This window comes from Rhodococcus daqingensis (assembly GCF_042665615.1).
Taxonomy (GTDB): Bacteria; Actinomycetota; Actinomycetes; order Mycobacteriales; family Mycobacteriaceae; genus Rhodococcus_G; species Rhodococcus_G daqingensis.
The window spans coordinates 39,205-64,564 of sequence record NZ_JBHTCS010000016.1; the positions used below are offsets into that span (position 1 = coordinate 39,205).

At 69.4% G+C, this 25,360-nt stretch carries 27 protein-coding genes; 19 read left to right on the forward strand and 8 right to left on the reverse strand.

Annotated features, from left to right (window positions below; translation table 11 throughout):
• Window positions 1-17 precede the first annotated feature (17 nt).
• From priA to ACFQS9_RS13575, 5 genes are all read left to right on the forward strand, one after another.
• Window positions 18-752 (forward strand): bifunctional 1-(5-phosphoribosyl)-5-((5-phosphoribosylamino)methylideneamino)imidazole-4-carboxamide isomerase/phosphoribosylanthranilate isomerase PriA, encoded by a 735-nt coding sequence (gene priA, locus ACFQS9_RS13555; protein WP_378405455.1) that lies wholly within the window; start codon window positions 18-20, stop codon window positions 750-752.
• Window positions 753-760: 8 nt separating this feature from the next.
• The gene (locus tag ACFQS9_RS13560) at window positions 761-1,615 is read left to right on the forward strand and encodes an inositol monophosphatase family protein (protein WP_378405457.1); all 855 of its coding nucleotides are present in this window, start codon (window positions 761-763) and stop codon (window positions 1,613-1,615) included.
• Window positions 1,612-2,385 (forward strand): imidazole glycerol phosphate synthase subunit HisF, encoded by a 774-nt coding sequence (gene hisF / locus ACFQS9_RS13565; RefSeq protein ID WP_378405459.1) that lies wholly within the window; start codon window positions 1,612-1,614, stop codon window positions 2,383-2,385. The genes ACFQS9_RS13560 and hisF overlap by 4 nt, the downstream gene beginning before the upstream one ends.
• On the forward strand, window positions 2,382-2,726 hold the full coding sequence (gene hisI, locus ACFQS9_RS13570; RefSeq protein WP_378405461.1) for a phosphoribosyl-AMP cyclohydrolase: 345 nt from the start codon (window positions 2,382-2,384) through the stop codon (window positions 2,724-2,726). Before hisF ends, hisI begins: the two co-directional genes overlap by 4 nt.
• A gap of 106 nt (window positions 2,727-2,832) precedes the next feature.
• Window positions 2,833-5,757 (forward strand): UPF0182 family protein, encoded by a 2,925-nt coding sequence (locus tag ACFQS9_RS13575; RefSeq protein WP_378405463.1) that lies wholly within the window; start codon window positions 2,833-2,835, stop codon window positions 5,755-5,757.
• Between the two features lie 22 nt (window positions 5,758-5,779).
• On the opposite strand, the gene ACFQS9_RS13580 is transcribed toward ACFQS9_RS13575, so the two are convergent.
• The 6 genes from ACFQS9_RS13580 to ACFQS9_RS13605 form a co-directional block, all read right to left on the reverse strand.
• The gene (locus tag ACFQS9_RS13580) at window positions 5,780-6,199 is read right to left on the reverse strand and encodes an arsenate reductase ArsC (RefSeq protein WP_378405465.1); all 420 of its coding nucleotides are present in this window, start codon (window positions 6,197-6,199) and stop codon (window positions 5,780-5,782) included.
• Window positions 6,196-7,272, reverse strand: coding sequence for an ACR3 family arsenite efflux transporter (gene arsB, locus ACFQS9_RS13585; RefSeq protein ID WP_378405467.1), 1,077 nt, complete (start codon window positions 7,270-7,272; stop codon window positions 6,196-6,198). Before arsB ends, ACFQS9_RS13580 begins: the two co-directional genes overlap by 4 nt.
• Complete coding sequence (locus ACFQS9_RS13590) at window positions 7,269-7,655, reverse strand: ArsR/SmtB family transcription factor (protein ID WP_378405469.1); 387 nt, start codon at window positions 7,653-7,655, stop codon at window positions 7,269-7,271. Before ACFQS9_RS13590 ends, arsB begins: the two co-directional genes overlap by 4 nt.
• Window positions 7,656-7,724: 69 nt before the next feature.
• Entirely contained in the window at window positions 7,725-8,255 is a 531-nt protein-coding gene (locus ACFQS9_RS13595; protein ID WP_378405471.1) for a DinB family protein, read from the reverse strand.
• A gap of 32 nt (window positions 8,256-8,287) precedes the next feature.
• Complete coding sequence (locus ACFQS9_RS13600; RefSeq protein WP_378405473.1) at window positions 8,288-9,115, reverse strand: sulfite exporter TauE/SafE family protein; 828 nt, start codon at window positions 9,113-9,115, stop codon at window positions 8,288-8,290.
• Window positions 9,116-9,289: 174 nt separating this feature from the next.
• A complete protein-coding gene (locus ACFQS9_RS13605; RefSeq protein WP_378405475.1) occupies window positions 9,290-10,162 on the reverse strand; it encodes a helix-turn-helix domain-containing GNAT family N-acetyltransferase in 873 nt (290 codons plus the stop codon).
• Window positions 10,163-10,264: 102 nt separating this feature from the next.
• On the opposite strand from ACFQS9_RS13605, the gene ACFQS9_RS13610 reads away from it, so the two are divergent.
• The 6 genes from ACFQS9_RS13610 to ACFQS9_RS13635 all read left to right on the forward strand — a co-directional run bounded on the left by ACFQS9_RS13610 (window position 10,265) and on the right by ACFQS9_RS13635 (window position 16,468).
• Window positions 10,265-11,605, forward strand: a complete 1,341-nt coding sequence (locus ACFQS9_RS13610) for an NAD(P)-binding domain-containing protein (protein WP_378405477.1) — start codon at window positions 10,265-10,267, stop codon at window positions 11,603-11,605.
• 6 nt (window positions 11,606-11,611) lie between these two features.
• Complete coding sequence (locus tag ACFQS9_RS13615; RefSeq protein ID WP_378405479.1) at window positions 11,612-12,826, forward strand: MFS transporter; 1,215 nt, start codon at window positions 11,612-11,614, stop codon at window positions 12,824-12,826.
• Between the two features lie 151 nt (window positions 12,827-12,977).
• Entirely contained in the window at window positions 12,978-13,904 is a 927-nt protein-coding gene (locus ACFQS9_RS13620) for an ATP-binding cassette domain-containing protein (protein ID WP_378405481.1), read from the forward strand.
• The gene (locus ACFQS9_RS13625) at window positions 13,901-14,710 is read left to right on the forward strand and encodes an ABC transporter permease (RefSeq protein WP_378405483.1); all 810 of its coding nucleotides are present in this window, start codon (window positions 13,901-13,903) and stop codon (window positions 14,708-14,710) included. The genes ACFQS9_RS13620 and ACFQS9_RS13625 overlap by 4 nt, the downstream gene beginning before the upstream one ends.
• 476 nt (window positions 14,711-15,186) lie before the next feature.
• Window positions 15,187-15,813 (forward strand): sigma-70 family RNA polymerase sigma factor, encoded by a 627-nt coding sequence (locus ACFQS9_RS13630; protein ID WP_378405485.1) that lies wholly within the window; start codon window positions 15,187-15,189, stop codon window positions 15,811-15,813.
• A gap of 475 nt (window positions 15,814-16,288) precedes the next feature.
• Window positions 16,289-16,468, forward strand: coding sequence for a tautomerase family protein (locus ACFQS9_RS13635; RefSeq protein WP_378405487.1), 180 nt, complete (start codon window positions 16,289-16,291; stop codon window positions 16,466-16,468).
• Between the two features lie 30 nt (window positions 16,469-16,498).
• Here ACFQS9_RS13635 and ACFQS9_RS13640 read toward each other — a convergent pair whose 3' ends face one another.
• Complete coding sequence (locus ACFQS9_RS13640; protein WP_378405489.1) at window positions 16,499-16,972, reverse strand: MarR family winged helix-turn-helix transcriptional regulator; 474 nt, start codon at window positions 16,970-16,972, stop codon at window positions 16,499-16,501.
• A 79-nt stretch (window positions 16,973-17,051) separates the two neighbouring features.
• On the opposite strand from ACFQS9_RS13640, the gene ACFQS9_RS13645 reads away from it, so the two are divergent.
• The gene (locus tag ACFQS9_RS13645; RefSeq protein WP_378405491.1) at window positions 17,052-17,834 is read left to right on the forward strand and encodes a dioxygenase family protein; all 783 of its coding nucleotides are present in this window, start codon (window positions 17,052-17,054) and stop codon (window positions 17,832-17,834) included.
• 5 nt (window positions 17,835-17,839) lie between these two features.
• Here the strand turns inward: ACFQS9_RS13645 and ACFQS9_RS13650 are convergent, their stop codons facing one another.
• On the reverse strand, window positions 17,840-18,313 hold the full coding sequence (locus ACFQS9_RS13650) for a peroxiredoxin (RefSeq protein WP_378405493.1): 474 nt from the start codon (window positions 18,311-18,313) through the stop codon (window positions 17,840-17,842).
• Between the two features lie 123 nt (window positions 18,314-18,436).
• On the opposite strand from ACFQS9_RS13650, the gene ACFQS9_RS13655 reads away from it, so the two are divergent.
• From ACFQS9_RS13655 to ACFQS9_RS13685, 7 genes are all read left to right on the forward strand, one after another.
• Window positions 18,437-20,011: an anthranilate synthase component I gene (locus tag ACFQS9_RS13655; protein WP_378405495.1), complete on the forward strand. Its 1,575-nt coding sequence runs from the start codon at window positions 18,437-18,439 to the stop codon at window positions 20,009-20,011.
• A complete protein-coding gene (locus ACFQS9_RS13660) occupies window positions 20,004-20,714 on the forward strand; it encodes a TIGR02234 family membrane protein (RefSeq protein WP_378405497.1) in 711 nt (236 codons plus the stop codon). Before ACFQS9_RS13655 ends, ACFQS9_RS13660 begins: the two co-directional genes overlap by 8 nt.
• An 83-nt stretch (window positions 20,715-20,797) precedes the next feature.
• Complete coding sequence (trpC, locus tag ACFQS9_RS13665; protein ID WP_378405499.1) at window positions 20,798-21,607, forward strand: indole-3-glycerol phosphate synthase TrpC; 810 nt, start codon at window positions 20,798-20,800, stop codon at window positions 21,605-21,607.
• Between the two features lie 114 nt (window positions 21,608-21,721).
• A complete protein-coding gene (gene trpB, locus ACFQS9_RS13670) occupies window positions 21,722-22,981 on the forward strand; it encodes a tryptophan synthase subunit beta (RefSeq protein WP_378405661.1) in 1,260 nt (419 codons plus the stop codon).
• The gene (gene trpA / locus ACFQS9_RS13675; RefSeq protein WP_378405501.1) at window positions 22,978-23,799 is read left to right on the forward strand and encodes a tryptophan synthase subunit alpha; all 822 of its coding nucleotides are present in this window, start codon (window positions 22,978-22,980) and stop codon (window positions 23,797-23,799) included. Before trpB ends, trpA begins: the two co-directional genes overlap by 4 nt.
• Entirely contained in the window at window positions 23,796-24,791 is a 996-nt protein-coding gene (gene lgt / locus ACFQS9_RS13680) for a prolipoprotein diacylglyceryl transferase (RefSeq protein ID WP_378405503.1), read from the forward strand. Before trpA ends, lgt begins: the two co-directional genes overlap by 4 nt.
• A 31-nt stretch (window positions 24,792-24,822) precedes the next feature.
• A complete protein-coding gene (locus tag ACFQS9_RS13685) occupies window positions 24,823-25,359 on the forward strand; it encodes a TM2 domain-containing protein (RefSeq protein WP_378405505.1) in 537 nt (178 codons plus the stop codon).
• The last annotated feature ends 1 nt before the right edge of the window (window position 25,360 follow it).

Consider the following 25,360-nt stretch of genomic DNA (forward strand, 5'->3'; position numbering starts at 1 on the left):
GACTAGGGTAGGCGCACGTGAGCCTGGTCCTTTTGCCTGCTGTAGATGTTGCCAACGGTGAAGCTGTTCGCCTCGTTCAGGGAGAGGCCGGCAGCGAGACGAGCTACGGATCGCCCCGGGACGCCGCACTCGCCTGGCAGAACGACGGTGCCGACTGGGTGCACCTGGTCGACCTGGACGCCGCCTTCGGTCGCGGCTCGAACCGCGAGATGCTCGCCGGTGTGGTCGGTGAACTCGATGTGAAGGTCGAACTGTCCGGAGGCATCCGCGACGACGAGTCGCTGCGCGCCGCGCTGGCCACCGGCTGCGCGCGGGTCAACCTCGGCACCGCCGCCATCGAGAACCCCGAGTGGTGCGCGCGCGCCATCGGTGAGTACGGCGACCGGATCGCGGTCGGGCTCGATGTCCGCAACGTCGACGGCCGCTACCAGCTGCGTGGACGTGGCTGGGTGACCGAGGGCGGCGACCTGTTCGAGACGCTCGAGCGCCTGGACCGGGACGGCTGCTCGCGCTATGTGGTGACCGACGTCGGCAAGGACGGCACCCTCACCGGTCCGAACCTGGAACTGCTCAGCCAGGTCTGCGCGGCCACGAAGGCGCCGGTCGTGGCGTCCGGCGGCGTGTCCAGCATCGAGGACCTCGTCGCTATCGCCGGACTCGTCGACCTCGGTGTGGAGGGCTCGATCGTCGGAAAGGCGTTGTACGCCGGGCGGTTCACGCTTCCCGAGGCGCTCGCTGCGGTCTCGAGATAGCGCCGGACATGAGCCTGTCCCGCGATCCGAACGAGCTGCTCGCCATCGCGAGCGGCCTGCTGGACGCGGCGCAGGAGCGTTTCCTCGACGGTGTCGGCGCGCCGAGCGCGGTGAGCAAGGGCTCGCGTGACTTCGCCACCGAGCTCGACCTCGAGCTGGAACGGCGGCTCAGCGCGGAGCTCGCCGAGCGGACCGGAATCGGTGTGCACGGTGAGGAATTCGGTGGTCCGGACCTCGGCGAAGGCCTGGTGTGGGTGCTGGACCCGATCGACGGCACCCTGAACTACTCGTCCGGCCTGCCGACCGCGGGGATGCTGCTGGCGCTGCTCGACGACGGCGTCCCGGTGCTCGGCATGACCTGGCTGCCCGCGATGGACCGGCGCTATGCGGCCGCGATCGGCGGCCCGGTGCTGTGCAACGGGGAGGTGCTGCCGCCGTTGGTGAGTGCGTCCCTGTCCGATTCGCTGGTCGGGTTCGGCGCGTTCAACGTCGACGGCCGGGGACCGATCCCCGGGCCCTACCGGGTGCGGGCTCTCGGCGAACTGAGCCGGGTGAGCAGGCGGCTGCGGATACACGGCAGCACCGGCGCAGACCTGGCCTTCACCGCCGGCGGCGCGCTCGGTGCGTCGGTGGTGTTCGGCCACAACCCCTGGGACAACGCGCCCGGCGTCGCCCTGGTGCGTGCGGCGGGCGGTGTGGTCACCGACCTGGCGGGTGCGCCCTGGCACATCGGCTCGACGTCGGTGCTCGCCGCGGCGCCGGGGGTGCACGAAGAGGTGTTGAATATTCTTGTGGCTCTGGGCGATCCGGGTGACTACCTGGATCGGGACCCGGGGCTACCGGCAGGAAGGCGGACGCAATGACGGTGGCGGTTCGGGTCATCCCGTGTCTGGACGTGGACGCGGGCCGCGTCGTGAAGGGCGTGAACTTCGAGAACCTGCGCGACGCGGGCGATCCGGTGGAGTTGGCGGCGCTGTACGACGCGCAGGGCGCCGACGAGCTGACCTTCCTCGACGTCACCGCGTCGACCTCGGACCGCGGCACCATGATCGACGTGGTGACCCGCACGGCCGAGCAGGTCTTCATCCCGCTCACGGTCGGTGGCGGGGTGCGCACGGAGGCGGACGTGGACCGGCTGCTGCGGGCGGGTGCGGACAAGGTCAGCGTCAACACCGCCGCGATCGCGCGCCCGGAGCTGCTGCGCGAGCTCAGCGAGCGGTTCGGGTCGCAGTGCATCGTGTTGTCGGTGGACGCGCGGACCGTGCCCGAGGGCGAGCCGCCGACGCCGTCCGGCTGGGAGGTCACCACGCACGGCGGCAGGCGCGGCACCGGGATCGACGCGATCGAGTGGGCGACGCGCGGGGCCGACCTCGGGGTGGGCGAGATCCTGCTGAACTCGATGGACGCGGACGGTACCAAGGCGGGGTTCGACCTGCGGATGATCCGGGCCGCCCGGGCCGCGGTGCACGTGCCGGTGATCGCGAGTGGCGGTGCGGGCGCGGTCGGCGACTTCGCGCCTGCGGTGCAGGCGGGTGCGGACGCAGTGCTCGCGGCCAGCGTCTTCCACTTCGGCGACCTGGAGATCCCGCAGGTCAAGGACGCCATGCGCGCCGAAGGTATCGTGGTCCGATGAGTCTCGATCCCGCGATTGCCGCGCGGCTGAAGCGCAACGACGCCGGACTGTTCAGTGCGGTCGCCCAGGAGCGGGCCACCGGTGCGGTGCTGATGGTCGCCTGGATGGACGACGAGGCGCTCGCGCGCACCCTGGAGACACGGAAGGGGACCTACTATTCGCGGTCCCGCCAGCAGTACTGGGTCAAGGGCGAGACGTCCGGGCACACCCAGTACGTGCACGAGGTGCGGCTCGACTGTGACGGCGACACCGTGCTGCTCCTCGTCGACCAGGAGGGCGCGGCCTGCCACACCGGCACGCACACCTGCTTCGACGCGGACGTCCTGCTCGTCGACTCCTGATCCGGCTCGCCGCCCGTAGAATGGGGCGAAACGGACACACGTCGGCGGTGACGCTGGTGAGAACAGGCCGGTAGGCCGCGACGCGCTCGGACCTGGAGCGTGGGAAGTGGCTAAACGGCCGGTCGAAGGTCTACCGCAGCTGTCCCGGCGCGGTCGGGTCCTGTTGATTGTGACGGTGGGCCTGCTCGCGTTGCTGATCGTGCTCCCGCCGCTGGTGGGTGCGTACACCAACTGGCTGTGGTTCGGCGAGGTCGGATACCGGAGTGTCTGGGGCACCGTCCTGCTCACCCGGGTGTTGTTGTTCCTCGCCGTGTTCGCTCTGGTGGGTGGTGCCCTTCTCCTCGCCGTCCGTCTGGCCTTCTCGTCGCGTCCGGTGCCGATACCCGGCTCGGGTCGGGACGATCCGCTGCGGCCGTACCGGACATTCATCGCGCAGCGACCGCGGGCGTTCGGGTGGGGAATCCCGGCCTTCATCGGGTTGATGTGCGGACTGATCGCGCAGTCGAACTGGCGGACCGTGCAACTGTTCCTGCACGGCGGCGCGTTCGGCAACACCGATCCGCAGTTCGGCTATGACGTCGGGTTCTTCGCCTTCGACCTGCCGTTCTATCGGTCCGTCCTGAACTGGATGTTCGTCGCGATCGTCTTGGCCTTCCTGGCGAGCCTGACCACCCACTACCTGTTCGGCGGGGTGCGGGTCGCGGGCAGCAAGCCCGGACTGACACGGTCCGCACGGATCCAGCTCGCGGTGCTCGCCGGGACATTCGCCCTGTTGAAGGCGGTCGCGTACTGGCTGGACCGGTACTCGCTGCTCTCCAGCGGCCGGAAGGAACCGACGTTCACCGGCGCCGGCTACACCGACATCAACGCGGTCCTGCCCGCCAAGTTCATCATGTTTGCGATCGCCCTCCTGTGCGCCGGGGCATTCTTCGCCGCGATCGTCCGGCGCGACCTGCGCGTCCCTGCGCTGGCCGCCGCGCTGCTCGTGCTGTCGTCGATCCTGGTCGGCGCGGTGTGGCCGCTGGCGATGGAGCAGTTCTCGGTGCGGCCGAACGCCGCCGACGTCGAGCGGCCCTACATCCAGCGCAACATCGAGGCGACCCGGCAGGCCTACGGGATCGGCGGCGACCGGGTGGAGTACCGGGACTACCCGGGGGTGGGAACCGTGTCGCCGCGCGACGTCCCGGCCGACGTGACGACCATCGCGAACGCGCGGCTGCTCGATCCGAACGTCCTCTCGCGCACGTTCACCCAGCAGCAGCAGCTCAAGAACTTCTACGGCTTCCCGCCGACGCTGGACCTCGACCGGTACGAGATCGACGGGGAGCTGCGTGATTTCGTGGTGGCCGCCAGGGAACTGTCTCCCGGCAGCCTCACCGGAAATCAGACGGACTGGATCAACCGGCACACGGTGTACACCCACGGCAACGGGTTCGTCGCCGCGCCCGCCAACCGGGTGAACGCCGCGGTGCGGGACGCGGCCGTCGAGGCCTCCGACAGCAACAGTGGGTACCCGATCTACACCGTCAGCGACATCGCATCCCAGGGTTCCGGAACCCAGGTGATCCCGGTCGAGCAGCCCCGCATCTACTACGGCGAGGTGATCGGACACGCGGATCCCGACTACGCGATCGTCGGCGGTCCGGGGGAGGGGCCACGCGAGTACGACACCGACACCTCCAAGTACACCTACGCGGGATCCGGCGGGGTCCGGATCGGGAACTGGTTCAACCGCGTGGCGTTCGCCACCCATTACACCGAGCGCAACATCCTCTTCTCGCGTGCGATCGGACCCGATTCCAGGATCATCTTCAACCGCGATCCGCGGGCCCGCGTCGAGCACGTCGCCCCGTGGCTGACCACCGACCACAATCCGTACCCCGCGGTGGTGGGCGGCAAGATCGTCTGGATCGTCGACGCCTACACGACCCTCGCGAACTTCCCGTACGCGCAACACAGTTCGTTGGAGGCGCTCGCCTTCGACACCGACACCGGCCGCCTCAGCCCGCGCGATGAGGTCGCGTACGCGCGGAACTCGGTCAAGGCCACGGTGGACGCCTACGACGGCACCGTGACGCTGTATCAGGTCGACGGCCAGGATCCCGTACTGAAGGCCTGGATGAACGCCTTCCCCGGCACGGTCGAGCCCGAGGCCGCGGTGCCCGCGGACCTGCGCGCACACTTCCGGTACCCCGAGGACCTGTTCCGGATCCAGCGCGAGATGCTCGCGAAGTACCACGTCGACGAGCCGCGGGAGTTCTTCACCACCAACGCTTTCTGGTCGGTGCCGAGCGATCCCACGGTGGAGGCCAACCCGCAGCAGCCGCCGTTCTATGTCCTCGTCGGGGATCAGGAGACCGCGCGACCGTCGTTCCGGCTGGCCAGCGCGATGGTGGGTTTCAACCGTGAGTTCCTGTCCGCGTACATCTCGGCGCACTCGGATCCCGAGGAGTACGGCAGGCTGACCGTGTTGCAACTGCCCACCGACACCCAGACCCAGGGTCCGGTGCAGACCCAGAACTCGATGATCTCCGACACCCGGGTGGCCTCCGAGCGGACGTTGCTCGAGCGGTCGAACCGGATCGAGTACGGGAACCTGCTGATGCTGCCCATCGCCGAAGGCGGTGTGCTGTACGTCGAACCGTTGTTCACCGAGCGGATCTCGTCGGCGCAGAACGGTTCCACGTTCCCACAACTCGCGCGGGTGCTGGTCAGCTACCGGGAGCCGGGCGCGACGGGCGGCGTCCGGGTGGGGTACGGCGCCACCCTGGCGGAGGGGCTGGATCAGCTTTTTGGTCCCGGTACCGGCCGCGCGGCGACCGCCCCCGGTGGGGACGCCGCGACGGCACCCCCGGAGGGGGAGCCGATCGTCCCGGCGCCTGGCCCGCCCGCGCCCGCGCCCGTGCCCGCCCCGGCGGAGGTGAATCCGGCGACCGTGGCGGAACTCAACAGGGCGATTCAGGAAATGCGCGACGCCCTCGAGCGTCTGCAACGGGCGGTCGACACCTATTCGACCGAACCGCCGCGGTGAGCCGCCGGATCGGGGGTCCGTGTCAGCCGGCAGCGGGGACGAGTTCGGCGATCAGGTCCTCGATGCGCGAGCGGATCTCGTCACGGATCGGCCGGACCGCCTCGACGCCCTTGCCCGCCGGATCCTCGAGGGCCCAGTCGCGGTAGCTGACCCCGGGGAACACGGGGCAGGCGTCGCCGCAGCCCATGGTGATGACCACGGTCGAGGACTCGACTGCATCGGGGGTGAGGATCTTCGGCGACTGCGCGGAGATGTCGATGCCGACCTCGGCCATCGCCTCTACTGCGGCGGAGTTGACGGTTTCCGCCGGGGCGCTGCCGGCGGAGCGGACCTCGATCGCGTCGCCGGCGAGGTGGGAGAGGAATCCGGCGGCCATCTGGGATCGGCCGGCGTTGTGCACGCAGACGAACAGGACGCTGGGCTTCGAAGCGGCGGACGTCATGCCGGCACCTTTCGGTCGAATCGGGAACGTAGGGCCAATGAGACGTACACCAGGCCGACGAGAACGGGGACCTCGATCAGTGGACCGACCACCCCGGCGAGCGCCTGGCCGGAGGAGGCGCCGTAGGTGGCGATGGCGACGGCGATGGCGAGTTCGAAGTTGTTGCCCGCGGCCGTGAACGCGAGGGTGGTGGTGCGTTCATAGCCCAATCCCATTGCGGCGCCGAGGGCGTAGCCGCCGCCCCACATCACCGCGAAGTACACCAGCAGCGGGATGGCGATGCGGACGACGTCGAGGGGCCGCGAGGTGATCTGGTCGCCCTGCAGCGCGAAGAGGATGACGATGGTGAACAGCAGCCCGTACAGGGCCCACGGCCCGATCCGCGGGAGGAACGTGCTCTCGTACCACTCACGGCCCCTGGCCTTTTCACCGAAACGGCGGGTGAGGTACCCGGCGAGCAGCGGGATGCCGAGGAAGATCAGCACCGACTTCGCGATCTGCCACGGCGAGGTGTCGATGGTGGTCTGTTCCAGGCCGAGCCAGCCGGGCAGAACCGAGAGGTAGAACCAGCCGAGGACGGCGAACATGATCACCTGGAACACCGAGTTGATCGCCACCAGGACGGCGGCGGCTTCGCGGTCCCCGCAGGCCAGGTCGTTCCAGATGATGACCATCGCGATGCAGCGGGCCAGACCGACGATGATCAGCCCGGTGCGGTACTCAGGGAGGTCGGGCAGGAAGATCCAGGCGAGGGCGAACATCAGCGCCGGGCCGAGCACCCAGTTCAGCACCAGGGACCCGATCAGCAGTTTCCGGTCGCCGGTGACCGTGTCGAGGCGGTCGTAGCGGACCTTCGCCAGCACCGGGTACATCATGATCAGCAGGCCGAGGGCGATCGGTAGCGAGATGCCGTCGATCTGCACCTTCTCGATCGCGGTGTTGAGCCCGGGGATCCAGCGGCCGAGCAGCAGCCCCGCGACCATCGCGGCGCCGATCCAGACGGGCAGATAGCGGTCGAGGGTGGAGAGTTTGCCGACGACGGCGGGGTGCTCGGCGGTCGTGGTCTCGCTCACGCGGGGACCTTCGCGCACGCCTCGGACGGGACGGTCGGTGTGCCCTCGGTGAGCAGGACGGCCGAGAGCTGTTGCAGCGCTGACGGGATCACCCAGTAGTACACCCAGGTGCCGCGGCGCTCGCAGTCCAGCAGGCCCGCCTCGCGCAGCACCTTGAGGTGATGGGAGATGGTCGGCTGCGACAGGTCGAAGGATTCCGAGATGTCGCAGACGCACGCCTCCCCGCCGGCGTGGCTGGCCACCAGGCTCAGCAGCCGCAGACGCACCGGGTCGCCGAGCGCCTTGAACATCCTGGCCAGGTCGCCTGCCCAATCCTCGGTCAGCGGTTCACGCACGAGCGGCGAACAACACGAGCCACTCTCCAACGAATCCTGGTTCGACATGCATCAATATTGACAGATGTCGAATTAGCCTGCAACAAATGCCGGGTTGAATCGCGGGACCGCGGCACCTCAGTCGAGCGTGAGCTGGCTCCGGTGGAAGTCGAAGTGGCGTCCGGGGTATCGGTACACCTGCTCGAGGGTCATGAAGTCGGCGAAGAAGGGGTCCCACCGTATCGGGAAATGCATGCCGCGGCGCAGCGCGGCCTCGGACTCGTTGGCGAGGTTCAGCTCGAGGGTGGCGATGACCCGGTCGCACTTTCGCCCCATGCGCCGGTGATCGAACACTCGCGCCGCAAGACACGACCCGCGGTAGTTGACCTCGTCGAACACCGGGGTTGCAGCATCGAGGGTCCTCGCGAACAGTCGGCTCGCGCGCTTGGGTAGTCGAGAGAACACCCTCACGAGCACACGAAGTCGAACGACGACCATGTATCCGAAGACCATGTGAAACAGCAGCTGTTCGTTCGTCCAGCGGGTGCCGTTCGAGCGCCGAGCAAGGTCGCTGGCACTCGCGCCATCGACGAGCTCGTGCAGTGCAACCCGTGCGCGTTCGAGGTCGGCGGCGATCGCCGCGCGATCCACCGGCTTCTGATCGACCATCTGAGCTCCGTCCTGGGCCGTTCCCGCCCCCGCTACTCGTGCCGCCACACCTTGATCGCTGAGAGCAGTAGCAGCGACACGAGAAGCGGGATCAGTACCAGGTTCGGGAGGATCCCCAGCAGCAGCCCGCCGGCGATGGTGCCGGCGATCGAGCCGATGGACATCGCGACCACGAACCGACCGTTCGCGCGAAGCACGCCGAAACTCCGGTCCTGGCTGTATCGGGCGAACGCCACGAGCATCGTCGGCAGCGATACCGCCAGCGACAGGCTGCCGGCGATCTTGATGTCGACGGCGTACAGCAGCACGATCGTCGGGATCAGCAGCTCGCCGCCCGCAACGCCCATCAGCGCCGCGACGATGCCGATGCCTGCGCCCGCGAGGAGTCCGGCGATGGTGCGGGTGATCGGCTCCAGCTCCAGCGTGCCGAGGTCGCCGAAATGGCTCGCCGCCAGAGCGATCGCGATCAACACCAGCAGGCCGGCCAGCACCTTGTACAGGGTCGCCGAGCGCATCTTCGTTGCCCAGGTGGCACCGACCCAGGCGCCGACGAGGCTTCCGCCGAGCAGGTTGACCACGATCGACCACTGCGGGGCCAGTTCGGCATAGGGGACCGACGCGAGTCTGGCGGGCAGCGCGGTCATGACCACGATCAGGCTCATCGCCTTGTTCAAGATCACGGCTTGGAGGGCGACGAAACCGAACAATCCGATCAGCAGCGGTAGCCGGAACTCGGCGCCGCCGAGCCCGATCAATCCGCCGAGGACGCCGATCGCGGCGCCCGTCGCCACCGCCAACGGCAGGGACCGGGCCAGGCGCCCGGTCATTCCGGGGTCGGCCCGCACAGGCGGGCTCGACATCACCGGATGCCTGCTCGGTGGCGCGTTCTCATCGGGCAAATCTAATGCGGTGGTCGCAACCGTGCTCGGCGGTAGTCGCACGGTGCGGTGCGACGCTTCCTCGATGACACGAGGGGAGCCGCCTCCCCGCTCGGATGGGGAAATCGGGGGAGAGTGCGGAATGTTCTCGTCGGCTCATTCCGCACCGACGGTGCTGCGGCGTTCAAGGAAGACGGTGTCGCGCCATAGGCCGTCGAGTTGGGCGATGCGTTCACGGACACCGACGGTGCGGAAGCCGGCGGAATGGTGCAGGGCAATGCTGGCGCGGTTCTCGGGGAAGATCGAGGTCTGTAACGTCCACAGGCCGTCCTGGTCGGCGGCGATGACCTGGGTGGTCAGGAGTGTTTTTCCGACCCCGCGGCCGCGCATGTCTTCCGCGACGTACACGGAGTTCTCGGCGACCCCGCGGTAGCACTCGCGGCTCGAGGCCGGGCTGAGGGCGGCCCAGCCGACCACGGCGCCGTCGATCTCGGCGACCCAGCGGTGCCCGGGCGGCCACTGTGCGTCGAGCGCCTCGCGGGTGGGGACTTCGGTGGCGAAGGTCGCCGTGCGGGTTGCGATGCCCTCGCCGTAGATCCGGCGGACGGCATCCCAGTCGCAGTCGCGCATCGGGCGGACGGTGACGTCGGCGGGCAGGTCTTCTGGGCAGCACGGGCGCGGGGCGAGCACACCCATCACGACGTCCGCGGCCTGCGGCAGTCCGGTGCAGCAGGAGGGGTTCACCACGACGATGGTGCTGGTGCCGTCCTTGTGGACGCTCACGAATCCGACGTCGGCTAGCTTGCGGACGTGATGCGAGACGGTCGGCTGGCCGACCCCCAACGCTTCGGCTAGCTCGCCCACCGAGATGCCGGCCGGGTGGCTGGCGACCTGATGCAGTAACCGCACCCGCGTCGGGTCGGCCAAGCAGGCGAACCAGCCCGCGTAGGTCGTCGCATCCTCGGGGGCCAGCGCGTCTGCCCCGGCTGGGTTGGCGGGCCGGATGACCGGCATGTCCAGGGGAGTCATACCCACAACTATATCGATCTTCATCGATGGTTGCCTACATCGATGAGCATCGATATAGTTTGCTTGGAATTGATCGATGAGCATCGATGAAAGGAAGTTGTGATGAAGGACCTGCCCGTTGTCGTTGTAGGTGCCGGCCCGATCGGCCTGGCTGCTGCCTCAGAGTTGCGTGAACGCGGCCTCGCGCCGCTCGTGTTCGAGCGCGGCGCGAACGCCGGCTCGGCGGTCGCCGAATGGAATCACGTCCGACTGTTCTCCCAGTGGTCGGAGTTGGTGGACCAGGCGGCGCGGCGACTGCTCGAACAGGCCGGATGGACCGCCCCCGAGGCCGAGACCTACCCAACCGGCCGGCAATGGGCGAGCGACTACCTCGTCCCGCTCGCAGCCGCGCTCGGTGACGCAGTGCAGTTCGACACCGAGGTGATCGGGGTGGCGCGTGCCGGCCGGGATCGGGTGGTCGACGCCGGCCGCGACACCGAGCCCCTGTCCGTGCACATCCGCCGCGCCGACGGATCCGAGGACCGGATCCTTGCCGGCGCGGTGATCGACGCCACCGGCACCTGGGGATCGCCGAATCCGCTCGGCGGTGAGGGCCTGCCCGCCCTTGGCGAGCGCGCGGCCGCCGCCCATATCGATTACCGCGTCCCCGACCTCGAGGACCCACGAGTCCGCAGCGAGTACGCGGGCAAGCACACCGTCATCGCCGGCGCCGGCCACTCGGCTCTGACCGCGATCGTGGCCCTCTCGACGCTCGCCGCCGAGGCGCCGGGCACCCGGATCACGTGGGCGCTGCGTCGCGGCGATGTCGGATCCGCATTCGGAGGCGGAGAGGCCGACCAGCTCCCGGCCCGAGGAGCCCTCGGCCTGCGTGCGAAGAAGGCCGTCGACGACGGGGTGCTCCAGGTGGTGACCGGATTCCGCACCGGCGCCGTCGAATCCGACGGCGCCGGAACTGTGGCGCTGGTCGCCGACTCCGGCCAGCGGATTGAGGGTGTCGACCGCGTGGTCGCGCTGACCGGGTTCCGTCCCGACCTGTCCTGGCTGTCGGAGATCCGCCTCGGGCTCGATCCGGTCCTGCAGGCTCCGGTCGAGTTGGCGCCGCTGATCGACCCGAACGTGCACTCCTGTGGCACGGTCTACCCGCACGGCGTCCGCGAGCTCAGCCACCCCGAACCGGGTGTCTACCTTGTGGGGATGAAGAGCTACGGTCGCGCACCGACGTTCCTCGCGATGACCGGCTACGAGCAGGTCCGCAGCATCGCAGCGCACCTCGCCGGCGACGCGGAGGCCGCACACCGAGTCGAGCTGACCCTGCCCGAGACCGGGGTCTGCGGCGGAGCGGGCGTGTTCGACGAACCCGAAACCGCGACGGCCGAGGGCAGCGGCTGCGGCGCCGCACCCGAGCCGGAGCTGGTGACACTCTCGCCCGTCGCTGGCAGGTAGGGCGACGTGACCGCGACGACGACAGCCCCGCCGCAGACCGAGACCCTCGACAAGGCCGGCCTGCGGCGGGTGCTGGCCACCCTGTGCCTGACCGAGATCACCAGCTGGGGAATCCTCTACTACGCCTTCCCCGTGCTGTCGGTGGCGATCTCACACCAGAGCGGATGGTCGCCGTCAGTGATCGTGGCCGCGTTCTCGATCAGCCAGCTCGTCGCCGCCGTCGTCGGGATCCCTGTCGGACGACTCCTCGATGCCGGCGGACCTCGAACAGTGATGACCGCCGGATCGGTGCTCGCCGTCCCTGCGCTGCTGGTCGTGGCCTGGTCACCGAACCTGCCCGTCTTCTATGCAGGCTGGACCCTGGCCGGGGTGGCAATGGGCGCGGTGCTCTACCCGCCCGCGTTCGCAGCGTTGACCCGCTGGTACGGCGCCGACTACGTCAAGGCGCTGATGATCCTCACCCTCGCCGCGGGACTGGCGAGCACCGTCTTCGCGCCGCTGGCCGCGGCGCTCGTCGAGCGATATGACTGGCGCGCAACCTATGTCGTCCTCGCAGCGATCCTTGCCGCCGTCACCATCCCCGGACACTTTCTCGGTTTGCGCGGCCGGTGGCCGGACCCACCCCGACATCCGGGTACCTCCGCAGTCGATCACCGCGACGCGTCCCGCAGCCGGGTCTTCGCCGCGCTCGTGATCGCGCTGAGTCTGGCCGCGTTCGCCGCGTTCGCCGCCGTGTTCAACCTCGTGCCACTGCTCATCGAACAAGGCTTCAGCCCCGGCCTCGCCGCACTGACCCTCGGCCTCGGCGGAGCCGGTCAGGTCCTCGGACGCATCGGCTACCTCCCGATCGCCGCCCACACGGGCCCCCGTGGCCGGGCAGTCGCGATCATCGCCGCGACCGCGGCGACGACGGCACTGCTCGGTGTCGTCGACGGCGTGACCGCATTGATCTCCGTGGCGATCGGCGCCGGTCTGGTTCGCGGTGTCTTCACGCTCGTCCAGGCCACCGCCATCACCGACCGCTGGGGCGCAACCCATTACGGCCGCCTCAACGGGCTCATGTCCGCACCCATCGTCATCGTGATGGCCCTTGCACCCTGGGCAGGCACCGCACTCTCTTCGTGGACCGGAAGCTACGCCCGCACCTACCTCGTCCTCGGCGGGATCGCCCTCCTCGCCGCAGTGTTCGCCGCCGCCAGCGTGCCGCGCCGGACCACCTGATTCGGCGGCGGGTGCGTCCAATTCGCGGCTGGTTCGTCTGAGGAAGCGAACTCCTATCCACCACCGGGTGGGAGCACATCTTCCGAGAGGAACCTCCGATGACCACCCACCTGTCCAGCCAATCCGCCGGAGACCACCGTGGGGGTGTGCGATGAGCGCCGCGGCCGTCGTGATCGAGGATCTGCATGTCGCCTACGGCAAAACATGGGCCCTCGACGGCGTCGACCTCGAAGCTGCCATCGGGTCGACGCTCGGGGTGCTCGGCCACAACGGAGCAGGCAAGACGACCCTGATCCGCACGTTAACTACGCTGGTGCGCCCCACCATCGGCCGCGTGCAGATCGAGGGCCTCGACGTGGTGGGTGACGCCACCGCGGTGCGCCGCCGGATCGGGGTGACCGGCCAATACGCCGGACTCGACGAATTTCTCACCGCCCGGGAGAACCTGGAGCTGATCGGCCGCCTGACCGGGCTGCGGCGCACTGCCCGCGCCCGGGCCGACGCGCTGATCGACCGACTCGGGCTGCACGAATACGCGACCAGGCGGGTGGGGGAGCTCTCCGGGGGATCGCGCCGCCGGATCGATCTTGCCGCCAGCCTCGTCGGATCCCCGTCAGTGCTGTTCCTGGACGAGCCGACCACGGGCCTGGACCCCCTCGCCCGCGCGGGACTGTGGGATGTCGTGGACGAGCTCACGGCCGCGGGCACCACGGTCGTGCTCACCACGCAGTACCTGGAGGAAGCCGACCGGCTCGCCGACCACATCGTGGTCCTGAGCGGCGGCAGGGTCGCCGCCCGCGGCACCCCTACCGAGCTGAAACGAATCGTCGGCGGCAAGGTCCTCAGCGCCACCATCCCCGCCCGCCAGATCACCAATCTGCCGTTCATCCCGGATACCGACCGGGTCGACGGCGACCGGGCTCGGGTGTCGGTCACCGTCGACGACGCTCGCGCCGCGACCGCGCTGGTCGCAGACCTGCACCGCGGCGGCATCGAGATCACCGACCTCGATGTGACCTCGCCGAGCCTCGACGACGTCTTCACCCACCTCGCCCACACCGCAGGAGCAAACCGATGACCACCACCACGCCCTCGATCGAGCGTTCCCCGATCGGGAACCAGCTCGCCGCCCTCACCGTCCGCAACCTGCGCACCAGCGCCCGCGTCCCGCAGCTGCTGATGTTTTCGCTGACCATGCCGATGGCGATGCTGATCTTGTTCAGCCAGGTGTTCCGCAGCGTCGCTGCCGGACCCGGTTTCCCGGCCGGGGTCAGCTACATCGTCTTCCTCACCCCGGCGATGCTCGCCGTCTCCACCGTGATGGCCGGCACCAACGCCGGAGTCTCCGCTGCGATCGATCACACCAACGGCCTCCACGACCGCTTCGCGGCCCTGCCCATGCGTGCGGCGCTGCCGGGCGTTGCTCGCACCATCAACGAGGCCGTCTTCACCCTCGCTCGGGCTGCGCTGCTCGGGATCGCTGCCGTGGCATTGGGTTTCGAGTTCTTCGGCACCGCACTCGATGCCGTCGCCGCGGTCGTGGTGCTGGTGACGCTAGCCGGGGCGATGAGCGCCCTGTTCGGGTTGATCGGGGACCGGCTGCGCCGCCCGGACGTGGTCCAGTTCGCCGGGATGATGGTGATGATGCCGCTGATGTTCATCTCGAGTGCATTCGCGCCGCTCGAGACCATGCCTGGCTGGATGCAGGCCATGGCGACCGTGAATCCGGTCGCGCATGCCACCGACGCCCTGCGTGCGCACGTGCTCGGCACCGCCACCGTCGGGGACACCGTCTCTGCCCTGGTCGCGGCGATCGCGTTGTGGGCCGTGGTCACCGTGGTCCCGGCTCTCACCCGACTGGTTCGGTCGGTTCGCGCCCGCTGAACAACCACACACCCGCCCCGTCCTTCCACCTCCGTAGGAAAGGACGGGGCGGGTTCTTCATGTGCGCTGTCCGTCCGGAGCCGATCAGAGTTCTGGCCCCTACCCCGGTGAACGGGATAAGGGCCAGGAGTCGCTGCGGTCAGTGGATGCGCCCGGCGCGGGCGTCGGCGCTCATACGGCGGTGTCGAGCAGATGCAGTTCCTCCGCCACGATCAGATCGACCTCTTCGCTGGTCAGATCCGACAACAGGTGTGTGGTGAGCATCGCTCTCACCTCCTCATCACGCTTCTGCTGGTTCGTCGAACCGGAGAATCCGGAATCGACATCGACACCCATACAGACGAGGCACCCCGGATTCGGACGCAGCGTGCGTCCGATCGCGGCCACGTCGTCGGTACCTCTGAGAGAAACCTGAAACTAGGGGTCGCTACCGCGCCACCGGGCGGGGATGCTGGAAGCGGAGAGGAACCGGAATCATGAACGAGGACACGGCCACCACGACGACATCCCAACCGGAGTCGGCCGATCTCGACCAGCTCTGGCGCCGCTTCTCGAGCGACTTGCGGGCCTTCATCGCCCGCCGGGTCTCGAGTCCCGAGGACGCCGACGACATTCTGTCGATCGTGTTCCTGCGGATGGCCAAGAGCCTCGACAACCTGCGCGAGCAGGACCGCATCCTGGGCTGGATGTATGCGATCACCCGGAACGCGATCACCGACTACTACCGGTCCGCGCCCCATCGACGTGAGCTGGCCGTCGACACCGTCCCCGACAATCCTCCCGACGACGAGCCGAACGTCGACGAGGCGGCGGAGAAAGAACTCGCCTCGTGCCTGGTGCCGATGCTCTCAGGGCTGCCCGCGGAGCAGGCCGCGGCGGTGAAGATGGTCGACCTCGACGCGCGAACCCACGCCGCGGCCGCCGGTGAGGCGGGAATCTCGGTGTCCGGGATGAAGTCTCGAGTCCAACGCGGTCGCGCCGCCCTCCAGGCCCAATTGCACGCCTGCTGTCAGATCAGCCAGGACCGGACCGGACACGTGCACGACTACCAGCCCCGCAGCGGATCGTGCGCCTGCGGAGCCACCTCACCCGCGGACCGGTAATCAGTACGCGCGCTCTGGAGCGGCGGACGGACAGCCACGAGGTCACCCGAGAAAGCGGTGGCGCGGTGCGAGCCGTTCGCTCGCACCGCGCCGCCGTCTTGCCTGAGGGTTACTGGCAGCCGCATCCGCCGCCGGCGGTCGCCGCCGGACCACAGCACGTCGACTTCTCACTGTGGTCGCAGCAGGTGGCCTGTCGTTCGGTGCTGCAACACGTGGGCGCCGCAGCCCGGGATGTCGCGTCCGTTCGATCCGTCGCCGAGGACTGGAACTCGTTGGGCATGGTCATGGTGACTCCTTGATCCGTGGGGATGGACACCAGATCAGACGGAGGAAATCGAGAATGGACGCACCAGTGGAGACTCATCGAGGACATTCACGGACGAAGCCTGCGCGGGGTAGTCGACGTCGCCTCGCGAAATCGAACGTGAGTCCCGAGGTGTGAAGCGCTGAATACGACTGTGGCACAGTTCTTCTTATGCCGATGATTCAGATCAGTCAGACTCCGGGTCTCACTCCCGAACAAAAGCGCGCGGTTATTGAAGCCGTCACCCGGGCGTACGCCGAGGCCGCCGGGAAGAACCCGGACAAGGTGTGGGTGACCATAACCGAGGTGCCCGGTGAGAATTGGGGAGTCGGCGGCGTGCCGTTGGGTTGACGGCACCCGCCCACAGAGCTTCGTGGGGCGCTAGGCCTTGCCGTTGCCCGCGGCGAGGCCACGGTCGAGCTGCGCGACCATCGCCGTGCCCAGGGTGAGGAGCTCGCGCACCTGCCCCTCGTCCAGTCCGTCGAACAGCAGCGCCTGCACCGTCTGCACATGGCCGGGCGCCGCCTCGACGACCTTCTGATAGCCGGTGTCGGTGAGGACGGCCAGCGATCCGCGCGCGCCGACGATGCTCTCCCGGCGCACCCAGCCGACCTTCTCCAGCTTGGTCACCACATGCGACAGTCGCGAGAGCGAGGCGTTCGCGGCGTTGGCCAATGCGCTCAGCTGCAGGCTCCGCTTCGGTTCCTCGGAGAGCGCCGAGAGCACGAAGTACTCGAAGTGGGTCAGCCCGGAGTCGCGCTGCAGCTGAGTGTCCAGCGCCGCGGGCATGCGGGTCATCACGTTGACCAGCTCCCGCCACGCCCGCTGCTGGTCCTCGCTCAACCATCGCGTCATCGCGACCTCCGATCGGAATATCTGTCGTGCTGGTACGTTGACTCCAAGGATACTTGAAGCTTCAATAAAAGGAGTCGTAATGAGCGATCACGCGATGCCGGCGCTCTACCTCAGCCACGGTGCCCCTCCGCTGGTCGACGACGACCTCTGGGTCTCCCAGCTCGGCTCCTGGTCGAGCCGGCTGCCGCGGCCGACCGCGATCCTGGTGGTGTCGGCGCACTGGGAATCGGCCCCGCTCACCATCGGGTCGACCACCACCGGCACACCGCTCACCTACGACTTCGGCGGTTTCGCGCGCAAGTACTACGAGGTGACCTACCGCTCGCCCGGCGCCCCCGAGCTGGCGCGGCAGGTCGCCGCGCTGATGCCGGACAGCGAGCCGGTCGCCCACCAGGAGAGCCGCGGCCTCGATCACGGCGCCTACGTGCCGCTCACCGTCATGTACCCGGACGCCGACATCCCCGTGTTGCAGATCTCGATGCCCACCCTCGATCCGCAGCGCCTCCTGACTCTCGGCGAGCGACTGCGGCCGCTCCGCGAGCAGGGTGTGCTGATCGTCGGGTCCGGCTTCACCACCCACGGCCTGCCGTTCCTGCGCGACCCGTCCCCGACCGCGCAGGCACCCGGCTGGTCCGCCGAGTTCGACGCCTGGGCCGGCGAGCGGTTCGCCGCCGCCGACCTGGACGCGCTGATCGACTTCCGCGCGAAGGCGCCGGGCATGCCCTACGCGCACCCCACCATCGAGCACTTCGCCCCGCTGTTCGTCACTCTCGGCGCGTCGAGCGACCCGGAGCAGGTGCCGCAACAGGTGATCGACGGGTTCTGGATGGGCCTGGCCAAGCGCTCCATCCAGGTCGCGTAGGCGGTTCAGCTCTCCAGCGCGGTGTCGCGGCTGCGCAGGAACTCCAGTGCCTGGTCGCCGTGGGTGTTCGCACGGAGCTCGCTGGCGATCACCTTGAGCACGGTTCGATCCGAGCCGATCACGAAGGTGGTGCGCTTGACCGGCGACAGCTTCGCGAGCAGCCCGCGCCGCACCCCGAACTGCTCGGCCACGACGCCGCCGACGTCGGCGAGCAGCGGGTAGTCGAACGACTGCGCCGCCGCGAACGAGGCCTGCTTGTCGACGGTGTCGGTGCTGATCCCGGCCCGCGTCGCGCCGACGGCCGCGAACTCGCCCGCGAGATCGCGGAAGTGGCAGGCCTCGGCCGTGCACACCGGCGTCGAGGCGGCGGGGTAGAAGAAGAGCACGAGGGGTCCGCCCGAGACCAGCTCGCTCAGGGTCCGGATGGTGCCGTCCTGATCGGGGAGTGAGAAGTCGGGGGCCTGCTGTCCGGTCTGCATTCGGGTGAGGCTACAGCGACCTGGTCGCTCCGCCGGCTCCGCTACAGCGACCTGGTCGCTCCGCCGGCTCCGCTACAGCGACCTGGTCGCTCCGCCGGCTCCGCTCCTGCGATGATGGACGGCATGTCCGGCGAGTCAACCACCGTCCAGCCCGCAGTCGCCGTCGCCGATGCGGCCGACCACACCACCACCAGGGCGCAGTTCCGTGCCCTCGCGGCCGACCATCGCGTGGTCCCGGTGACGCGAAAGGTGTTGGCGGATTCGGAAACCCCACTGTCCGCGTATCGCAAGCTCGCGGGTGACCGGCCCGGCACCTTCCTGCTCGAATCCGCGGAGAACGGTCGCTCCTGGTCGCGCTGGTCGTTCATCGGCGCGGGCAGCCCCGCCGCGCTGACCGTGGTGGACGGGCAGGCCGGCTGGCTCGGCAGCGTGCCTGCGGGCGCGCCGTCCGGCGGCGACCCGATCGTCGCGCTCGGCCAGACCCTGGAGTTGCTGCGCACCGAACGGCTGCCGGGCCTGCCGCCGCTCACCGGCGGCATGGTCGGTTTCCTCGGCTACGACATCATCCGCCGCCTGGAGCGGCTGCCCAGCCACGCGGTGGATGACCTGCAGATCCCCGAGATGGTGATGCTGCTGGCCACCGATCTGGCCGCCGTCGACCACCACGAGGGCGCCATCACACTCATCGCCAACGCCGTCAACTGGAACGGCACCGACGAGCGGGTCGACGAGGCATACGACGACGCCGTCGCCCGGCTCGATGCGATGACGCACGCGCTCACGGCGCCGTCGCCGTCCACCGTGTCCACCTACGCCAAGACCGACCCCGACTATCGCCGCCAGCGCACCACCGAGGACTTCGGTGCCGACGTGAAGCGCCTGATCTCAGAGATCGAGGCGGGCGAGGCGTTCCAGGTGGTGCTCTCGCAGCGCTTCGAGATGGACACCGACGCCGAGCCCTTCGACGTGTACCGGATGCTGCGGGCGTCGAACCCGAGTCCGTACATGTACCTGGTGCACGTCCCGGACGGCGACGGCGGGACCGCGTTCTCGATCGTCGGTTCGAGCCCGGAGGCCCTGGTCACGGTCGCCGAGGGCGTGGCGACCACCCACCCGATCGCCGGCACCCGCTGGCGAGGCGCCAGCGAGGAGGACGACATCCTCCTCGAGAAGGACCTGCTGGCGGACGAGAAGGAGAACTCCGAGCACCTGATGCTCGTGGACCTGGGCCGCAACGACCTGGGCCGGGTGTGCGAGCCGGGCACCGTCACGGTGCACGACTACCGGCACATCGAGCGCTACAGCCACGTCATGCACCTGGTGTCGACGGTCACCGGCCGATTGGCCGAGGGCATGCACGCGCTCGACGCGGTCACCGCGTGTTTCCCGGCGGGCACCCTGTCCGGGGCGCCGAAGGTGCGCGCCATGGAACTGATCGACGAACTCGAACCCACGCGCCGCGGCATCTACGGGGGCATTGTCGGCTACCTGGACTTCGCGGGCGACGCCGACACCGCGATCGCGATCCGCACCGCGCTGATCAAGAACGGCACGGCCTACGTGCAGGCCGGTGCGGGTGTCGTGACCGATTCCGATCCGGTCTACGAGGACACCGAGGCGAAGAACAAGGCGATGGCGGTGCTCAGCGCGATCGCGGCGGCGGGCACGCTCAGGGCGGTCGGCGGCACCCATGACTGAGCAGACGCCGGATCGGGACCCGTCCGCCGCGCCGGCGAGAGGTCGGGCCTCCGCGGCCGCCGTGCCGGTCGTGCTGCTCGCGGTCGCGGCGCTGTGCCTGTGGGCGTCCTCGCGGTTGACGTGGGTGAGCGTCGAGTCGTTCGACGGTCTCGGCGGCGCCCGCACGAGCGAGTTGATCGGCGGCGCCTGGGCGGCCGCGACGACCCCGCTGGCGCTGACCCTGGTCGCGGCCATCGCCGCCTCCTTCGCGGTACGCGGTTGGGCCCTGCGGGTGGTGGGGCTGCTGGTCGCGCTGGTGGCGATCGCGGCGATCGTGCCCGCCGCAACACTGCTGATCGGCGGCGTCGACGACGACAAGGCCGGACGGCTGGCCGAGCTGCCCGACCGGGCCGAGGTCACCGCCACCGAGGCCTTCGCGGGCCCCGCGATCCTCGTCCTGCTCGGCGGGGTCACCGCCCTGATCGCTGCGGCCGCGCTGATCCGGAAGGCGGGAGCGAGTGCCGGGCTGTCGTCGAAGTACGCGACGCCCGCCGCGCGGCGGGCCGCCGCGGGCAACCACGCGGCGACGCCGGAGGAACCGCTCAGCGAGCGGATGCTCTGGGATGCACTGGACGCGGGGGAGGATCCGACCGCAGGCGACGTGGCCGGGCCAAACGGTGGGGACGAGCCCGGGTCGACCGGAGGCACAGACACCCGCCGTTAGTCAATAAGCGAGCGCCCTCTAGGCTTGCCCAATCCGGATGAGGTTGCTCACACGGCAACGGCCCAGAAAGGACTCGGGACACGATGACCGTTCTCGATTCGATTCTCGACGGGGTGCGTGCAGACGTCGCTGCCCGTGAATCCGTTCTGGACTTCGGAGCCGTGAAGGCGGCCGCCGCGGCCGCGCCCCCGGCCCTCGACGCCGCCACCGCGCTGCGCGCGCCGGGGATCGGGGTCATCGCCGAGGTCAAGCGCGCCAGCCCGTCCAAGGGTGCGTTGTCGGACATCGCGGACCCCGCCGAGCTCGCCCTGGCGTACCAGCAGGGCGGCGCCCGGGTGATCAGCGTGCTGACCGAGGAGCGTCGCTTCCACGGATCCCTCGCCGACCTCGACGCGGTCCGTGCGGCCGTGACGATCCCGGTGCTGCGCAAGGACTTCATCGTCGGCCCGTACCAGATCCACGAGGCCAGGGCGCACGGCGCCGACGTGATCCTGCTGATCGTCGCGGCCCTCGAGCAGCAGGTGCTCGCCTCGCTGCTCGACCGCACCGAGTCCCTCGGCATGACCGCCCTCGTGGAGGTGCACACCGAGGAGGAGGCCGACCGGGCCCTCGAGGCGGGGGCGAGCGTCATCGGCATCAACGCGCGGAACCTCAAGACCCTCGAGGTCGACCGCGACACCTTCGCCCGGATCGCCCCCGGCCTGCCGACCGAGGTCGTCAAGATCGCCGAGTCCGGGGTCCGAGGGACCGCGGACCTGCTGGCCTACGCCGGCGCGGGCGCGGATGCCGTCCTCGTGGGCGAGGGCTTGGTCACCAGCGGTGATCCGCGCACGGCCGTCAAGGATCTGGTGGCCGCTGGGGCGCACCCGTCCTGCCCCAAGCCCGCCCGCTGACGAACCCCGGGACGGTCGGACCCGAGGTGGGTTCGACCGCACCGGCTAAGGCAGACTGGACGGGTGAGCACAGACGATCCCGTACTTTCCGCCAAGGGCCGCGGCCTTCCCCGCATGAGTGCCGGTATCACCGAGCGCAGCACCCATGAACCCGATCAGGGCGGCCATTTCGGTGTCTTCGGCGGACGGTACGTCCCCGAGGCCCTGATGGCGGTGATCGAGGAGGTCACCGCCGAGTACGACAAGGCCCGTGGGGACGATTCGTTCCTCGCCGAGCTGGACCGGCTGCAGCGTGACTACACCGGCCGTCCGTCCCCGGTGTACGAGGCGACCCGCCTGAGCGAGCACGCGGGAGGCGCGCGGCTGCTCCTCAAGCGGGAAGACCTGAACCACACGGGTTCTCACAAGATCAACAACGTTCTCGGCCAGGTGTTGCTGGCGAAGCGGATGGGCAAGACCCGCGTCATCGCGGAGACCGGCGCGGGCCAGCACGGCGTCGCCACGGCGACCGCGTGCGCGCTGCTCGGCCTCGAGTGCGTGGTGTACATGGGCGAGGTCGACACCAAGCGTCAGGCGCTCAACGTCGCCCGGATGCGGCTGCTCGGCGGTGAGGTGATCCCGGCGATGACCGGTTCCCGGACCCTCAAGGACGCCATCAACGAGGCGTTGCGCGACTGGGTCACCAACGCGCACAACACGTATTACTGCTTCGGAACGGCGGCGGGACCGCACCCGTTCCCGGTCATGGTGCGCGACTTCCAGCGCATCATCGGGCTCGAGGCGCGGGCACAGGTGCAGGCGCACACGGGTCGGCTGCCCGACGCGGTCGCCGCCTGCGTCGGCGGCGGCTCCAACGCCATCGGCATCTTCCACGCGTTCATCGACGACCCGTCGGTCCGGCTCGTCGGGCTCGAGGCCGCGGGTGACGGCGTCGAGACCGGCAGGCACGCGGCGACCATCACCGGCGGCTCGCCGGGCGCGCTGCACGGCGCCTACTCGTACCTGTTGCAGGACGAGGACGGTCAGACCATCGACTCGCATTCCATCTCCGCGGGGCTCGACTACCCGGGCGTCGGACCGGAGCACTCGTTCCTCAACGACATCGGCCGTGCCGAGTACCGGCCGATCACCGACACCCAGGCGATGGACGCGTTCGCGTTGCTCAGCCGCACCGAGGGCATCATTCCCGCCATCGAGTCGGCGCACGCCGTGGCCGGTGCGCTCGAGCTCGGCCGCGAGCTCGGTGAGGGCGCGATCGTGTTGGTCAACATCTCCGGGCGCGGCGACAAGGACGTCGACACCGCCGCGAAGTGGTTCGGCTTGATGCCGGACGCCGACACCGAACACCCCAACGAGGAAGGCCAGGCGAAGTGACCGCACCGCAGCCGCATCCCGCAGCACCGTCGCGCCTGGGCGAGCTCTTCGCGCAGTGCCGAGCGGAGAACAGGGCCGCGCTGGTCGGCTACCTGCCCGCCGGCTATCCCGACCTGCCCGGCTCGATCGAGGCGGTCGAGACGCTGGTCGCGTCCGGCTGTGACCTCGTCGAGGTCGGCATCCCGTACAGCGACCCGGTGATGGACGGACCCACGATTCAGGCCGCTGCCGATGCCGCGCTGGTCGCGGGCTTCCGGGTCCGGGACGTGTTCACCGTCGTCGAGGCGATCAGCAAGGCCGGCGGCAAGGCGGTCGTGATGACCTACTGGAACCTGGTCCTCAAGTACGGCGTCGACGAGTTCGCCCGCGACCTCGCCGCGGCGGGCGGTCTCGGCATCATCACCCCGGACCTGATCCCGGATGAGGCCGCCGACTGGCTGGCCGCGGCCGACCGGCACGGACTGGACCGGATCTTCCTGGTCGCGCCCTCCTCGACGAACGAGCGTCTCGCCAAGACCGTCGACCTGTGCCGTGGCTTCGTGTACGCGACCTCGACGATGGGCGTCACCGGCGCCCGCGACGCGGTGTCGAACATGGCGCCGGAGCTGGTGGCGCGCGTGCGCGCGCACTCCGACATCCCCGTCGGCGTCGGGCTCGGTGTCCGGTCCGGGGCGCAGGCCGCCGAGATCGCCGCCTATGCGGACGCGGTCATCGTCGGCTCGGCCCTGGTGACGGCGGTGGCCGAGGGGCCGGACGCGTTGCGCGCCATCACCACCGAGCTCGCCGCGGGGGTCCGCTCGGCTACCGTGGCGTCGTGACCTCGACTGCCGACATCCTGGCCTACATTCCGAGCCCGCCCCAGGGCGTGTGGACGATCGGCCCCGTGCCGCTACGCGCGTACGCGCTGTTCATCATCGCCGGCATCGTCGTCGCGGCGGTGTGGGGCGACCGCCGGTGGGTCGCGCGCGGCGGCGAGAAGGGCACCGTCCTCGACGTCGCGATATGGGCGGTCCCGTTCGGCCTGATCGGTGGCCGGCTCTACCACGTGCTCACCGACTGGAGCACCTACTTCGGGGAGGGGGGACACCCGGCCGACGCGCTCAAGATCTGGCAGGGTGGCCTCGGGATCTGGGGTGCGGTGCTGCTCGGTGGCGTCGGTGCCTGGATCGGTTGCCGGCAGAAGGGGGTTCCGCTGCCCGCGCTCGGCGACGCGGTGGCTCCGGCGATCCTGCTCGCGCAGGCCATCGGACGGATCGGCAACTACTTCAACCAGGAGCTCTACGGCCGGGAGACGACCGTGCCGTGGGGGCTGGAGATCTTCGAGCGGGTCGACTCGGCGGGTCGCCTCGACCAACTGGCCGGCACCTCGACCGGCGTGGTCGAGAAGGTCGTGCACCCCACCTTCCTGTACGAGCTCGTCTGGAATCTGCTGATCGTGGTGCTCCTCGTCTGGGTGGATCGCCGCTACCGGATCGGCCACGGACGGCTGTTCGCGCTCTACGTCGCCGGGTACTGCGCCGGCCGGTTCTTCGTCGAGCTCCTGCGCGACGACTACGCGACGCACATCGCCGGGATCCGGATCAACGTGTTCACGTCGGTCATCGTGTTCATCGGCGCGGTGATCTACTTCCTCGCGGCGAAGAAGGGCCGGGAGGATCCGGCGGAGCTGCAGCCGAAGCACCCTCGCGAGGCCCCGGCCGTCGCGGGATCGCGGGCCGGGGGATCGACCGAGGCCGGGGGATCGGCGACCGAAACCGGTTCAGACACCGCTGAATCCGGCGGTACCGACGCCGGCAAGACCGACAACTAGTTCAGAGAATGACCAGGGGGGATGGATAAGCATGTCTGAGGTACCTGAGGGTGGATCGACGCCGGGTCCCGTGTACGGACCCGAGGGAACCGGCCCGGGATGGCCCGTCGACGCCGGCTCGACGGCAGCTGGGCAGGAGGTGTACGGGCAGCAGCCCTACCCGCCGCAGCCGACGGGGCAGCAGCCCTTCGGACAGCAGACCGGACCGCAGCAGCCGTTCGGGCAGCCCGCCTACGGGCAGCAGCAGTACAGCCAGCAGCAGTACGGCCAGCAGCCCTACGGGCAGCCGGCCTTCTTCGGCGCTGATGCGGCGGCGCCCTACGGCCGGGATCCGTTCTCCGGCGAGCCGCTCTCGGACAAGTCCAAGCTCGTCGCGGGCCTGCTGCAGATCTTCCTCGGCGCGTTCGGCGTCGGGCGCTTCTACACGGGTCATATCGGAATGGCGATCGCGCAGATCGCAGTGACCTGGGTGCTGTGCGGGCTGGGCGCGATCTGGCCGCTGATCGACGGGATCGTCATGCTCGCCGGCAACCCCCGCGATGCCCAGGGCCGCAAGCTCCGGAGCTGAC